Source organism: uncultured Lactobacillus sp. (assembly GCF_947367125.1).
In the GTDB taxonomy this organism is placed as follows: Bacteria; Bacillota; Bacilli; order Lactobacillales; family Lactobacillaceae; genus Lactobacillus.
Genome location: NZ_CANBCQ010000020.1, coordinates 1 through 14,923, shown reverse-complemented (window position 1 = coordinate 14,923; position 14,923 = coordinate 1). Strand labels below are relative to the sequence as shown.

The 14,923-nt window shown below is 34.8% G+C and carries 14 protein-coding genes, 1 pseudogene, 1 CRISPR repeat array and 1 other annotated feature; of the genes and pseudogenes, 2 read left to right on the top strand and 13 right to left on the bottom strand.

All coding sequences use genetic code 11. From position 1 onward, the window contains the following. Positions 1–128: 128 nt before the first annotated feature. Entirely contained in the window at positions 129–1,220 is a 1,092-nt protein-coding gene (locus Q0Y84_RS06640; RefSeq protein WP_297951837.1) for a MupG family TIM beta-alpha barrel fold protein, read from the top strand. Between the two features lie 44 nt (positions 1,221–1,264). Here the strand turns inward: Q0Y84_RS06640 and Q0Y84_RS06635 are convergent, their stop codons facing one another. The 7 genes from Q0Y84_RS06635 to Q0Y84_RS06605 form a co-directional block, all read right to left on the bottom strand. Then, positions 1,265–2,584 carry an FAD-dependent oxidoreductase gene (locus Q0Y84_RS06635; RefSeq protein WP_297951890.1) on the bottom strand — a complete coding sequence of 440 codons (1,320 nt, stop codon included), beginning with the start codon at positions 2,582–2,584 and terminating at the stop codon, positions 1,265–1,267. A 285-nt stretch (positions 2,585–2,869) separates the two neighbouring features. Then, a CRISPR array of direct repeats spans positions 2,870–3,264; the repeat unit is 28 nt; unit sequence GGATCACCTCCACATACGTGGAGAATAC. 278 nt (positions 3,265–3,542) lie between these two features. Then, positions 3,543–3,818 (bottom strand): hypothetical protein, encoded by a 276-nt coding sequence (locus tag Q0Y84_RS06630; RefSeq protein ID WP_297951835.1) that lies wholly within the window; start codon positions 3,816–3,818, stop codon positions 3,543–3,545. A 16-nt stretch (positions 3,819–3,834) separates the two neighbouring features. Further along, positions 3,835–4,485: a DUF3800 domain-containing protein gene (locus Q0Y84_RS06625; RefSeq protein ID WP_297951833.1), complete on the bottom strand. Its 651-nt coding sequence runs from the start codon at positions 4,483–4,485 to the stop codon at positions 3,835–3,837. Positions 4,486–4,525: 40 nt separating this feature from the next. Beyond that, on the bottom strand, positions 4,526–4,864 hold the full coding sequence (locus Q0Y84_RS06620) for a hypothetical protein (protein WP_297951831.1): 339 nt from the start codon (positions 4,862–4,864) through the stop codon (positions 4,526–4,528). 9 nt (positions 4,865–4,873) lie between these two features. Then, a complete protein-coding gene (locus tag Q0Y84_RS06615) occupies positions 4,874–5,065 on the bottom strand; it encodes a hypothetical protein (protein ID WP_297951829.1) in 192 nt (63 codons plus the stop codon). Between the two features lie 86 nt (positions 5,066–5,151). Then, a complete protein-coding gene (locus Q0Y84_RS06610) occupies positions 5,152–5,556 on the bottom strand; it encodes a hypothetical protein (protein ID WP_297951827.1) in 405 nt (134 codons plus the stop codon). 556 nt (positions 5,557–6,112) lie between these two features. Further along, entirely contained in the window at positions 6,113–7,111 is a 999-nt protein-coding gene (locus tag Q0Y84_RS06605; protein WP_297951826.1) for a LacI family DNA-binding transcriptional regulator, read from the bottom strand. 225 nt (positions 7,112–7,336) lie between these two features. Next, positions 7,337–7,581, top strand: a binding site (T-box leader). A 68-nt stretch (positions 7,582–7,649) separates the two neighbouring features. Between Q0Y84_RS06605 and Q0Y84_RS06600 the strand changes: the two genes are divergently transcribed. Further along, positions 7,650–9,404: an oligopeptide ABC transporter substrate-binding protein gene (locus Q0Y84_RS06600; protein WP_297951823.1), complete on the top strand. Its 1,755-nt coding sequence runs from the start codon at positions 7,650–7,652 to the stop codon at positions 9,402–9,404. An 83-nt stretch (positions 9,405–9,487) separates the two neighbouring features. On the opposite strand, the gene Q0Y84_RS06595 is transcribed toward Q0Y84_RS06600, so the two are convergent. From Q0Y84_RS06595 to Q0Y84_RS06570, 6 genes and pseudogenes are all read right to left on the bottom strand, one after another. After that, the gene (locus tag Q0Y84_RS06595; protein WP_297951821.1) at positions 9,488–10,015 is read right to left on the bottom strand and encodes an adenine phosphoribosyltransferase; all 528 of its coding nucleotides are present in this window, start codon (positions 10,013–10,015) and stop codon (positions 9,488–9,490) included. A gap of 104 nt (positions 10,016–10,119) precedes the next feature. Beyond that, positions 10,120–12,393, bottom strand: coding sequence for a single-stranded-DNA-specific exonuclease RecJ (recJ, locus tag Q0Y84_RS06590; protein ID WP_297951819.1), 2,274 nt, complete (start codon positions 12,391–12,393; stop codon positions 10,120–10,122). Positions 12,394–12,512: 119 nt separating this feature from the next. Next, a complete protein-coding gene (locus tag Q0Y84_RS06585; protein ID WP_297951816.1) occupies positions 12,513–13,196 on the bottom strand; it encodes a class A sortase in 684 nt (227 codons plus the stop codon). Positions 13,197–13,463: 267 nt separating this feature from the next. Further along, positions 13,464–13,673: a helix-turn-helix domain-containing protein gene (locus tag Q0Y84_RS06580; protein ID WP_148238334.1), complete on the bottom strand. Its 210-nt coding sequence runs from the start codon at positions 13,671–13,673 to the stop codon at positions 13,464–13,466. Positions 13,674–13,823: 150 nt separating this feature from the next. Beyond that, entirely contained in the window at positions 13,824–13,973 is a 150-nt protein-coding gene (locus tag Q0Y84_RS06575) for a hypothetical protein (protein ID WP_165518602.1), read from the bottom strand. Positions 13,974–14,728: 755 nt separating this feature from the next. After that, positions 14,729–14,923 (bottom strand): annotated as a pseudogene (locus Q0Y84_RS06570) (lysin); the annotation flags it as partial.

The following is a 14,923-nucleotide window of genomic DNA, read 5'->3' as shown; positions in this document are numbered from 1 at the left end:
AGACGAATTGCTATCAGCATACTATATTTTGAGTATATTATTTCACTGCTTTTTCGCTTTGGACTAGACCCATAATGCTAAACTTGATATAATTGGTATAGACATCTTAATATGAAAGAGGTACTTTTATGACAATGAGATCACTTGGTCTGTCCATTTATCCAGATCATACCAACTTTGAAGATAATACAAAATACTTAGAACTAGGTCATAAATACGGCTTTACTCGTGTTTTTATGAGTATGCTTGAGGTACAAGGTAGCCCTGAAGAAACTCAAGCTAAATATAAGAAGATTATTGACTACGGCAATAAATTAGGCTACCAAACTTTTCTTGATGTATCACCTCAGCTCTTTAAGAAATTAGAAATTGATTATTCAGATCTGAAATTTTTTGCAGATATCGGTGCAGCTGGTATTCGGCTTGATGAAGCTTTTGACGGTGCAACAGAGGCCATGCTTTCATACAATCCTTATGGCCTAATTGTTGAACTTAATATGAGTAATAATGTTGACTACCTCAACAATATTTTATCTTACCAAGCCAACCAACCTTTCATCTATGGCTGCCATAATTTTTATCCACAGCGCGGCACGGCTCTACCTTATGATTTCTTCTTAGATTGTAGTAAACGTTTTAAAAATTTTGGCATTCACTCTGCTGCTTTTGTCTCTAGTCAAGTTGGCAAAGTTGGTCCCTGGAATGTTGAAGATGGCCTCCCTACTTTAGAAGAAGACCGCAATTTACCAATCGAAGTACAAGCAATGCATTTATTTGCTTCAAATATGATTGATGATGTAATTATTGGCAACGCCTATGCTAGTGAAGCGGAACTTAAAGCACTCTCTGAAGTAAATCGCTATCAGTTAAAATTACACGTAAATTATGTATCTGACATTAACGAAATTGAAAAAACAATAGTTGAAAAGCCACAACACTTCCGCCGAGGTGACCTAACTAAGGCGGTTATTCGCTCAACTATGCCGCGAGTTACCTATAAAGATATTCCTAATCCTATCCATGATAACGAAGTAGAATTTCAACGCGGCGATATTATTATTGGCAATGATAATTTTGGTCATTATAAAAATGAATTACAAATTGTCCTTGAACCACATAAAGAACCACGCATGAATAAAGTTGGTTCTATTAGTTCAGATGAATTATTCTTGCTCGACTTCATTAAACCATGGTCTAAATTTAAATTAACCAGTAAGTAAAAAACAGCTCGTGATCTACTATTTGGTAGACACGAGCTGTTTTTTTACTTGAATAAATCGTTAAAACTTTCACTCATCGTTGGGTGCGTATAAATTTGATCCCGCAAAACATGTGCTGGTATTTTCATTTTCATAGCCAAACTGATTTGATTAATTAATTCATATGATTCAGCGCCATATAAAGTTACACCTAAAATCTGGTTATTAGCTGGATTAATTAGAGCCTTAAATAAACCACGTGGGTCTTTCAGTACTTGTGCTTTAGGAATTGCAGCTACCGGCAACTTTTTCAATTCATATTCAACTTTCTGTGCCTTTGCTTCTTTTTCATTTAGGCCAACTCGAGACAAAGCTGGCGTAATAAACACACTATATGGCACGTTAACTCGATCACTTACTTTCCTTTGGGCATCCCCATATAATTGGTCCTTAATAATTCGAAAATCATCAAGCGAAATATAAGTAAATTGTAAGCCACCTTTAACATCTCCAATTGCCCAAACATTTTTGACACTAGTCTTTAAATAATCGTCAACTGCAATTGCACCACGTTCAGTTAGCTTAATCTTAGTATTTTTTAAGCCGAGATTCTCAGTATTGGGCTTTCTACCAGTAGCTACTAAAATTCGATCAGCAGTTATTGTTAAAGACTCGCTATTTTTCTCATAATAAATAGTATGATCATCAACCTTAGTAATTTTTACGCCTAATTCAAATTTCACGCCATTAAGTTCAAGATCACGCTTAATTTCAGCTGCAATATCATCATCTTCACGTGGCAAAAAATTATCGTGCAAGTCCAATACGGTTACTTCTGAACCATATTCTGCAAACATTGAGGCAAATTCTAAGCCAATATAGCCAGCACCAATGATGACCAACTTCTTAGGTAATTCAGCTTGGGCCATAGCAGCAGTTGAATCAAGAATAGCACTACTTTCTGCCAGACCGGGAATCGGCAACATCACTGGAACTGCTCCAGTGTTAATAAAAATTCGCTCACCGCGGTATTCTTCTACTTGACCATTTGTTAAAGTTACAGCAACTTCATGGTCTCCTGTAAACTTAGCAGTACCATCAAGCACAGTCACTGTCTTCTCATCTGCTAGCATATGGTAATTCTTTCCGCGTAACATTGAAGTCATTTTGTTTTTGCCATTAACTGCATCTACGAAATCCACGCCATTACCCGCTTCAATAATTAAGCGTTTAGATGGCAGACAAGCAATATTAATGCAAGTACCACCATACATTTGATTGGATTTTTCAATGACTAGGACTTCTTCGCCCTTTTGCGCTAAAAATTTAGCTAGCGTTTTGCCGCCTTTACCAAAGCCGATAATAATATTCTTTACTGTTTTCATAATTAAATCCTCTAATTCAACAATTTGTTGTTCCCTATTGTGAATGATTAAAGCGTTTTTGTCATCTTTTTTGTTTGGCAATAAAAAAACAAAACCTCCTAAAAGCGAGTCGCCTTTAAGAGGTTTGCTAAAATTTCTGTTGATCGGGCATCGTGAATAAGGATTCTCGATGCAACACTTTCTTTAGTATAACGATGTTTGGAAGTTAGATCAAGCACGATTTTTAGAATGATTAAGTTAATCGATTATCTATTTTTTTATTTTTAGATCTCTTGATACAAGAGGAAGATGCCTCCACATACGTGGAGAATACCAATTGGGCTGTGGTGGCTATGTGCAGCTCAAGGGATCACCTCCACATACGTGGAGAATACGCTCGAAATGTGGCTATCATCGATAACAGACAGGGATCACCTCCACATACGTGGAGAATACCTGCCTTGATGTCTTGTGGTGCATCATCAACGGGGATCACCTCCACATACGTGGAGAATACAAAATGTTGCACAATCAATGTAGATTTCATATAGGATCACCTCCACATACGTGGAGAATACTGGAGCAATCCTACTAAAACTGGTAATTTAATGGGATCACCTCCACATACGTGGAGAATACCGCACGTGACCAACTTGGTCATCATAACGAAACAGGATCACCTCCACATACGTGGAGAATACACTAAACAAATCCCGCTATATCAATGATCCTTAATTCAAATCATAACATTTTCAATCACTTTTAAGAAGACTCACTTTTCAAAATTCATGTAATTAGATATTCAAAGTTAATTGAATAAAATAAGATTTTCTTTTTCTGCTTCGTTGACTAACTCCCCGATCATCGTTAAGCTTCATTCAATTTTTATTTAGCAGCTTAGCTTCAAGATACATCTGAAAGATTTGTTCATCTTGCAAATTTTGTAATTTTTTACAATCAGCACCAATAATATTGCTAATTATGGCATTAATTGCTCTCCTTCCCTGATTAATAGCACGTGTTTTTTAGGCATATAATGAAAAGGCTTAGAAATACCTTTAATTTTTTTATTTAGCTTTCGCAGTTTTTCAAATAATTGGCTATAATCCATATCAGCACTTAATGATTGTTTTAATAAATTCCAATTATCCATCAGATAAAAAACAGCTTGATCAAACTTCTTATCACTCAATAGCGCTTCTCGCTCAGTAATTTTATCGATTAATAAATCAATTTGACCTATCGTTTTCTTCATACTACTAACCCATATTTTATCTTACTCTTTTTAAATTATTCAAAAAGATATTAAAAAAATTTCGCCGCTTTTCTTCACTTCCAGTCTTTCTAGCCAAAGCTTGAAAAGTTTTAATATCCTTGCTTAATGTCTTATTCAATGGGTGAACTGTAGCAATAATTTGAGAAACGTAATATGACACTGATTTTTGATATATAATCGCTTCAATCTTTTTAATTAAATAATCTAATTTCTTTTGTAAAAGCAAGGTATATTTTGAATCTTGAGCATATTGTTCTCGCCATAAATTCAATAGCCCGAAGCATTTAAGAAAATTCTCGTCTTTACGGCAATCAATGTCATTATTAATTGAATAATAAATAATACTCGTATCGACTAATATCTTCCGTCGTGCCGCACCTACCAGCAGATCTGCTATTTGGACACCTATATATTCTTTTGAATCAACAAATCTTACCCTATAAATTTCTATAAAATCCTGTTCACCTAAAAAATTATTAATCAGAAACTTAAAAATTTGTATCAATTCTTCCCTAGAACTAAGACACATTTGTTGATCAACAAATACTCGTAATTCAAAAATTTCATGATCATTTGGAGATTTAGATCTAACTAAACGAAGTATACGTTTAAGAGGATAGGCATAAGCTTCAATTGCACCCGCCATTTTTATATCTTCGGAATACCCAGCCCTATAGTGATATTCATTAGAATGATTCAATAACTAAAAGTTGAACCTTGAAGATCAAAATGTACTCTCTGTGCCGGATTCTCAGCAAAAAAGCAAGGTAAGTATCTACAAATTCATCTATCTCAAATAAATTATCAGCTGAGGATAACTGTAAGCTCCAACAAATACTTAAAAAATTCATTACTTGAAGTATATTACGTCGATTTTCATTCTCTTTGGCAACGTCATTTACAAAGAATTTATTAAGCTGCAACTTTGCTCGACTTATAGTTTTAAGTAATAAATTATTAGTTTGCAAATTTTTACTTCGCTGAATTATTGCTTCTTTTAGATAATTTAAATCAGTATCGTCCATAGTTTTCACCTAATAATCACTGTAATTCAAAATTTCTTGTGGTATATAGCAATTACTTACAAATAATTTATGAATCATTCTTTGATATGTAGGTGAAAAATACTGTAAAAAATCCATCAATTCTATATCTTTCACCTGATTACGCTTTTTATTTTGATCAAGCCGAGACATGATATTTTCACTAAATGCTTTATCTAACATCTTTTCATACACTTCTACCCAAGGTCTAATATCATGATATGGTGTATGGTCCCGAACATTTAAAAAGATACTAATTCCTGCACCATCTAAATCACCAATGTATAATTTATTCCTGTCAAAAAATCAACTGGTAAATAATATTTAGCCAAAGGATTATTAAGCAAGTCAACTAAAGAATTAATCTCCAAATTCATAAACTGAGTTTTCTTTTGTTCGTGGTATGCTTTCACTAAATCAAACATTGGATCTTCATTTTCAATCATAATGAAATCATTACCTTGACCAGTTAGAGGAATAAAATTCGTGAACTCATATGTCCTATACATATTTAATTGAGCATGATCAATATGATACCGTTTTAAAATGGAAATTCCATTTTTCTTTTCGAAAACTTTTTCTTCACCAAAGATTTCTAAGCTACGCTCATTAATCGATACCGTCTTACTAATTTTGACTTTATTTTCAGTCAAAAATACATCTAATTTTTTCAAAAAATCGTACTCCTTTAAAAATTCCTTGTGCCAATTGTCTGGCTCCAAAAAAATATTTTTATCACCTTTTTTAGGTTCAAGATACCAGCTAACATCTATCTGATTAAAACTATTTAGTTTTTTAACCAAATCTGCTGAAATTAATCTCGTTATAGAAATAGCACTTAGCTAGATTATCTTTATTTGCCGTAACTCCTCGAGATTTTATAGGTACTAAAACTCCAGATTTAACATATTGTGAAACTAGTTCAACTGTATCCTCATACTTAAAACTCCTCCACTTCTTCTGCAAATACGAAAATAATAGTGTTTGCCCAATCTTGCCTCTCTTTTTTACTGGCTCCTTTTCATTTATACTCTTCTTTCAATATTTCAAATTTACAAACTACAGATGCGATGGTATATTAACATCTGCACATTCGTTCTAATAATCACAATTATATAAACATGTGTTCTATGCGTCAACAATTTTTCGAACGAAAGTTTTAAATATTGTCTAAAAATAAAAAAGGATTGATTTATCTCTGTTTTCAAAACATTGATAAATCAATCCTTTTTAATTCAAACTACTTTCACGCAAAACTAAGCTAGTCTTAAAGACTACCTTATATGGCGTAACTTTTTCATTAGTTATTACTTGTTGCAAAACCTGCATCCCCATTGCACCCATCGCATGGGTATCAACATGCACACTACTCAAAGCCGGATTAGCAAATTTTGCTGCAGTTGTATCATTAAATGAAATAACACTCACATCATTCGGTACTAAAATATTCGCTTCACGTAACGCCTTTAATGCTCCGATAGCCATAGCATCATTGGCAACAATTAAACCATCAGGTATTTTTTTACCGGCCTCAATTACCCGCTTGATAGCTTCATAACCTGATTCAGGCGTAAACTTTCCAACAAAAATTTTGCTCGAATCAAATAAACCTAATTTTCGCGCATAAAATTCAAAATCTTGAAAGCGAAAATCAATTAGATCTTCCTTGTCATATTCATCATTAAGGTCACCAGCCAACATTCCAATATCTTTTTGGCCTATCTTAATAAAATGATCAACAATTTCTTTAATTGATAAGTGAAAATCTGAATAAACACAGCAATATCCTTCAGCCAAAGTGTTCCGCCCCACAAACACTAGTGGCCTCTTAAAAGCTTTTAACTTTTTCAGCTGATGATCAGTAAATTGATTAGAACCAATAACAATTATGCCTTCAGCTTTGGTTAAATCTAACCAGGCATCACTTTGATAAAAGACTTTAGTATCATAACCAACGATTCTAGCCTGCTCATTAATTCCCATACGAATTGAATAGTAATAAGTATCTTTAATTTCTTGCTCAGGTTGGTACCATAAGACCACTGCAATAAATTTATTTTTGCTTCGCTTTTTACGAATATTCTTTTGATAATTCAGTTTTTCTGCGATCACAAAAATTTTGCGCTTAGTTGCATCATTGACTGCTAAAGTTTGATCATAATTTAATACTCGTGAGACAGTTGCCGCTGAAACTCCAGCTTTTTGGGCAATTTCTTTAATTGTAGCCAAAATCCTAGCTCTCCTTCGTCATAATTTGTTAAATGATATTCTACATTTTTATTTTCTAAATATCTAGTTATAAGTTTTACTAAAACTAAATATATTTACTAAAATTATTTTAATCATATAAACGCAGATTTACCAAGGCTTGAGCACATTTTATATAGATTGCATTTGATTTTTTTAGTTGACTATTTAAATTAACCGCGTATTATTAGGCATACAAAACAATAATTTGCAGCTTTGATAAGGAAATTTAGCAAAGTAAAAATAATTCCAGAGAGCTTTTGGTCGGTGAAAAAAAGCATTTATTTTTTACTAAATATCACCTTTGAGCTAAAATTGTGATTCATTAGCAATTTTAGGATCCGCCCTCTATCGCGGTAGCATATCGCCATTTAAAGTGGCCGTATGTGAATTAAGATTCAATATTTTTATTGAAAATTTAGGTGGTACCGTGTTAAATAAACGCCCTATTAGGTCAATAAGATTGGCCTAGTAGGGCTTTTTTTATTCAGCTGCTTTGGTTTTTAAAAGGAGGAATAATATGCATTCAAAAACCAAAGTTTTGTCGTTCATGTTATTATCATTGTCCAGCCTTGCATTAACAGCTTGTGGCAATCAAGCTCGCAAGAATACCAGTTTAGCAAATGAACATTTTAAAGAAACAGTGCCTAAAAAGCCCATTAAAAAGGGCGGGACTTTGACTTATGCTTTAGAAGCGGATTCTCCCTTTACTGGGATCTTTTTAGCTGAAATAGCTGACACTCATCCAGATGCCATTGTTAGTGATCCGGGTAATGAAGAACTATTTACATATGATAAAAACCGGCAATATAACAATCTTGGTGCCGCCACTTTAAAATTGGATCAAAAAGCTAAAACTGCCACCATTGCAGTTAAAAAGAAGGTTCGCTGGTCTGATGGGCAACCTGTTACGGCCAAGGACCTTGAATATGCTTATGAAATTTTAGCCAATCCTAAGGTCAATACTACTATGTACAACTCTGACTTAGAAGATTTGAAAGGTGTAACTGAATATCACCAAGGAAAGGCTAATAAAATTTCTGGAATTGAGCTACCTGATGGTCCCAATGGGAAAAAAGCTGTTCTGCATTTTAAAGAAATGCATCCTGCTATGTTAGAAGCTGGTAATAGCTATATCTGGAATCATGCAGCACCTTATCACTATTTAAAAGATGTGCCCTTCAGTAAACTCGTTTCTAGCGACAAAGTTCGTAAGAAGCCATTATTCTTCGGTCCCTTTAAATTAGATAAATTAGTGCGAGGACAATCGACTACCTGGTCACGCAATCCTTATTATTGGCGTGGTCAACCTAATTTTGACCATGTTAACATCTCTGTCATCAGCAATAAAAATGCGTCACAAGCAATTAAAAGTCACAAATTTGACGTGGCTGATGTAATCAACTCAGAATACGACCAGGTAAAAAATACAAAGGGTGTTAATTTTATTGGTCAAAAAGCTTTAGGCTATAGTTATCTTGCTTTTCGCGTCGGCCGTTGGGATAGTAAATTAGGCAAAAATGTTGAGAATAAGCACAGTAAGATGAATAACCTAGCTTTAAGAAGAGCAATGTTATCAGCCATGAATATTGATATGATCAACCACCGCTTCTATCATGATCTTAATTTCCGAGTTGACACTTTAATTCCAGAACAATACGGTAAATTTCATGATGGAAGTATTCCTGGTTATCCATATAATCTTAAAAAGGCAAAACAATTGCTAGATCAAGCTGGATATAAATATCAAAAAGGTGCCAAATTCCGTAGTCAGCCTAATGGTAAACCATTAACAATTAACTTAGCAGTTCGCGCATCGTCACCAAACGCGGAATCTATCTGGTCCAATTATATTCAACAATGGAAGAAGGTCGGCTTGAATGTACGTTTTTTAGGCGGTCGACCAATGGAATTCAATTCTTGGGTTCAAGCAGTTAAAGCCGCAGACCCTAGAATTGATGTACTTGAGGGTACCTGGGGCTTAGGAGACGCTTCACCAAATAGTCTCTATGGTCAAAGTTCGCAATTGAATTTTGCCCGGTTTGCTTCTAAAACCAATAATAAACTATTAAACGATATCGACAGCCAAAAGGCCTTCGATCCTAACTACAGAGTTCAAGCCTTCAAAAAATGGCAAAGATGGATGCATGATCAAGCCTATTTCGCACCAACCTCCAATAGTTATGAATTGACCGCCGTTAATGCAAATGTCACTGGCTGGTCAGTTAAATACAATAGTAATGTCTGGTATGACGCCGGCTTTGTTAAAAAATAATTCTTAATATAATATCAACTTGCTCAAATAAAAGAGGGAACTAAATCAGATCGATTTAATTCCCTTTTTTTATTATTCTATTTTTAGGCGCCGTGATACTTAACCAAACTGTAAATATCAACATCTGGCAACTTTTCTCTACCATGTAAATCTGGTAATTCAATATAAAACGCAGCACCTACAAGCTTACCACCAAGATTTTCGATTAATTCTTTAGAAGCTCTTAAGGTACCAGCAGTAGCCATCAAGTCATCACACAGAACCACTCTTTGACCCGGCTTAATTGCATCTTTATGCATTTCCAAACTATTTGAGCCATATTCCAAGTCATAGGAAGCACGTTCAACTTCTCTTGGTAACTTATGTGGCTTTCTTGCAGGTACAAAACCTAAGCCTAATTCAGTAGCTACAGGACAACCTACAATAAAACCACGAGCTTCAGGTCCAACAATTACATCTGCCTTCTTACTCTTAGCATATTCTGCTAATTCATGCGTAGCGGCGCGATACAATTCACCATCTTGCAAAATCGGTGTGATGTCACGGAAAACAATGCCCTTGTTAGGAAAATCCTGAACACTTGCAATATATTTACTAAAATCAACTGCCATAAGAAGCAAAACCTCCAAAACTCTGTGTGTTTGTATTCAAACACTTTCGACCAGTATATTTTACCAGATTTTAACAATAAAAGCACTGAAAACAGGATAATTATCTAATTATTTGCCAAATTATTAATATATGTAATTAAACGTTGACTTGGCATCGTCCGCAATTGACTGACAAACTTAATTTGCGAAGAAGCTGCCATCAAGTACTTCGATGCCGTTAATGGCTGCTTCTTAGGAGCTGGGGCACCGACTAACTTGCCTTCGTCTAGTTTTACAAAACCAAGTTCAAAAAATACTCTCAGAATGAAAAGCACACTATCATAATCTAAACCTAAATATGGTGCTACGGTTCGATAATCTGCTGGGGTTAATGTTGGATGACTATAAATATACTTTAAAATATTTCCAAAATAACTTTTAGCTGGAATTTGCTCAACTGGTAATTGATCAAGCAAAAAGCGCAAATAGATCTGTTGGTAATTCTTTTCCAAAGCTTCATCCAACTCAACTTGATTACGTGGCACATCAAGTAAAGCGATCGTTTCACCTGTTTGATCATAATCTTTAACCAAACTAATCTTATCTTCATCGATTTGCAGTCTATTACGCACAATCGGAATATTTTTTTGATCAAATAATAGATAACGGTCAGCAAAACCCATCACATATTTTTCTTGACGTAAATCGATTACCGGTATTGGGACGGCTAATTTAGGGGAGGCAAAAGCGAGACCAGTCATAATTCCTTGTAAAGAAATTTGCTTTCGGTAAGTGTTTAATGATAACTGCACAAAAATTTTAGAAATAAATGGTAAAAGATTATTATTCAAAAAGCCCTTATTAAAACCAACTACCGCTAAATTTCTACCTTGCTTGTTAACAGTAAATTTAACGTGATTCTTATCTTTACCCATTTTAAAAAAGTGAGTGATCGTTGGATCAGAAATACTAAAAATTGGTTGTGGATCACCCGTACCAAAAGGTCCTACCTGGTTGATTTGCGCTAAAGTTTGCGGACTTAATCCTTTCATAGGTAGTTCCATATCATAATCTTTAGTTTCAAGACCACCCTCAACTTGGAAATTATTTTCAAATTGGTCTCGTAACAGAGCAATTTTTTCTTCTTCCATTGACAAGCCACAAGCAAAATCATGACCACCAAATTTTGTTAAGTATTGGTCTTTAATAGGATTCAATGCATTAAATAAATTAAACCCAGTAAATGAACGACCTGATCCTTTAATTTCACCTGCAGCATTTTTAGTTAAAACAATTGTCGGCTTATGTGTTTTTTCAACAATCTTGTTAGCAACTAGCCCCAAGACGCCTTCATGAAATTCTGGATCATATAAAACTAAAGTATTTTGCTTCTGCCAGCTATTTTTTTGAATCAAATCCATACATTTTTCATAAACTTGAGTGGTCAACTCTTTACGCTGATTATTAAGTTCTTCAATTTTATCAGCTATTTTTTGTGCCTCGAGATCATTATCACTTAGTAAAAGCTCAACCGCCAAATTAGCATTATCTAACCGGCCGACAGCATTCAAACGTGGAGCAATATTGAATCCTACATCAGTCTCATTGATTCCACCTAAAGTTAGATCAGCATTTTTAATTAAAGCACGCAAACCAGGTCGCTCTGTTTGATTAAGCATTTCCAGGCCACGCTTAACAATAATATGACCCTCACCCGTGACTTTAACCATATCACCGATCGTACCGATCATTGCTAAATCAAGTAATTCGGGCATCGTATCTTGCATTAAACCACGACAAATTGTATAAGCGACTCCAGCACCGCAATAGTCATCAAAAGGATATTTTTGCCCAGGATAATTACAATGGACAGTTGCATAAGCAGCTGGTTTTTCTTCCTGAAAAGTATGGTGATCTGTCAAAATCACATCAACGCCATGCTCTTGCGCATATTTAACTTCTTCAATCCCAGTAACTCCATTATCAACTGTGATAATTAATTTAGTTCCATCAGCTACAATATCTTGGTATCGAGCTAAATTAGGACCATAACCATCTTTAAAGCGATCAGGGATAAAATAATGAACATCTGCGCCCAAAATACTTAATGTCTCTGTCATAATGGTTGTTGCGGTAATCCCATCGGCATCGTAATCGCCATAAATGGTAATTTTTTCACCATTATCAATTGCTTGATTAATTCGCTCAATCGCTTTATCCATATCGTGCATGAGTGCTGGATCAGCTAAATTATCTTCTGTAGCATTAAACCAAAAATCGAGCTTTTCGTCCGTATTAATACCGCGTAAAGCAAATAACTTAGCTGCGATTGGACTCAATTGATACTTCTCAACTAAGTCTGGTGCTAATTCTTGAGCTGTTCTTTCTTGCCATTTCATTAATTATCAAACACCTTATGTTTTTTCAAAACGAAAAGGCACTCATGATTGAGTGTCTTTATTACAAAATCTATTATAATTTTAACGCAAATCTAAATCAGGTTAAAGATTGTAGATTTTTATTTTAACTTGAAAACCTTCAAATTATCATCGGTAGCTTTTTCCGTTTTAATTAAATTGCCACGGATAGCCCAGCGATTCTTGCCCCCATCAGCACAAGTGATCAAAGTTACGATATTTTTCTTCGTATTATCAACCAGCCAAACAGCTGTAGGATCAACAACCTTTTTCATATAAATTCGGTAAACATATACTTTATTAAGATTAGTTAAATAAATTAACTCTCCCCTTTTGACATCTTCTAATGGTGAAAATAAGATACCTTTTGCTGTCATATAGTGACCCGCCAAAGGATAATTTCCCTTACCCATCACTTGATCAGCTCGCATCGTACCACCGCCTGTCGACATGGCATCATCACTCATGCCTAACATAATTGGCAAGGACATATTTACATCAGGAATTGCTAACGCACCAATCGCACCAGAAGTTTTCTTAACTTGTGATCTTGTTGCTTGCGCTATTCCCAATGATTTTACTTTACTAAAATCATACATCCCTTTTTTACGTAGATTTTCCGTAACTTTACTTTTATTCAAGCCATTGAGAGTAGATTGCTGATTATGACGAATCATTTGATTGCTAATTTGTTTATTAAAGATTAGCGCCACACCAACGATTAAAAGGATAATGGCCAAAACTCGTAGTATAATTCTACTAATATTTGTTTTCTTTTTAGCCATTTTATTTCCCCTTGATGTCAATATAAATTCTTGTGTTATCACGTCTCATGTGTTGATTTATAGCCTTTTTCGTTTTTAAATGTTCCATAGGATACCACCTAATGTGCTGATTATTCAGTAGATTTTACGTAGATTTTCTATAATTGTCAAACCGCTCACAGACTAGCTGTGGGCGGTTTTTCATGTCCAATATAAACAATATCATTATAGCACATTGCAATAATGAAGGCTTAGCCATTGAAAAGATGGAAAGAGCCACCTTAGAGATCAATTTCTTCTAGGGTCTTTTTTGCCTGTAGCATGTTCCATTCCTTCAGTAGTAACTACCCATTGTTTACCAAATTTACGGACGGTTCCCTCAGGAAATTTTTCGGGTGATTGACTTATAGTTTTTCTAACATAGCCTTCGGACACGCCCCAAATGCTAGCAGCTTCTCTTGCTTCCATTATATCATCACTATTAAGATTTATTTTCATGGTCTAACTCCTAAATATGTTAAGACTTTTAGCAACACTACTAATGCTGAACAAACTAAAATAATGGTCCATGCTAAACGTTTACTCATAGATTTTCTCTCCTAACTAATTTATAATAGGCTAAAAGGAGCCTTTCGGCTCCTTACAGCTTTAAGGTCTAATGTGGAAATAGCTGAGCAATTCAACGACTGCCGAAATAATTGTTGCAATTGCTGCAGCCACTTCTAACGGAGTAGCCTTAGGGCTTTTTTTCTTTCGAAGTTTTTTCCGAAACTTCTTAGGAACTTTTCTCCGCGCCAAGATTATCACCTCCTTCATTTATTATATTATCACGTTATCGTGATAAATGCAATAATTATTTCTTTGAAAATGCAAAAAAGAGCCACCCCAGAGGACAAATCCTCCAGAGTGGCTCTTTCGTTGCTATTTAAAACTGATAATTTAAGTATCAAAAAAGCCCTTGCGGCACAGCAAGAGCAACAAACACCGACTAGACGGCTAGACACATGCCCAAAGTAACCAGCTTCGGGACTTTAAACGAAAGTGTATCCTTTCATGTCCACCACTATTATATATTAAAAGTGAACAATGTTTCAATATTTTGTTCTTATTTTAAAATTTGCTAAAATATAAATGGTTGTGTGGAACCCAACCAATTCCAAATTATCACAACCTAGAAAGTGTTACTTTCATGTCTATAACAGCTTTTGTGGCTACTACTTTTTCAAGTGTTTTAGCCACTGTAATTGCTTCATGGATCATTAAAAAGTTTATGAAGTAAAACTCAAGAGAGCAAGTGGGTAATACCACTGCTCTTTTTATTATATCATTACACAAAAAAAGAGCCACCCCAGAGGTTTTACCCTCCAGAGTGGCTCTTAAAATGCATTTTAATTCACTTCATTAATACTTATATGCATAGAAGCTTAAAGCTACATATAAAGGCACCATTCTGCCCGATAAAGTCATTTTATCATAGAAACAAAAAAAGAGCTACTTCAGGAAATTAATCCCAAAGTAGCTCTTTTATTGTCCAATATAAATTACATTTACGATTATAGCACGATATAAGCACGGTTACCTGTGACATATACCTGCTTGCCTTTGTGTAGCTCTTTGAGCTTAAGAAATCTGCCAACGCGACCTTGAATCTCAACTTTTGAGTTAAGTTCCAAGCCGTAGACTTTCCCAGCGTCTGCCTTTGGTGCATCTAAGGCGTGAGTATGTGGCATCACGATCTTGGCAACGCC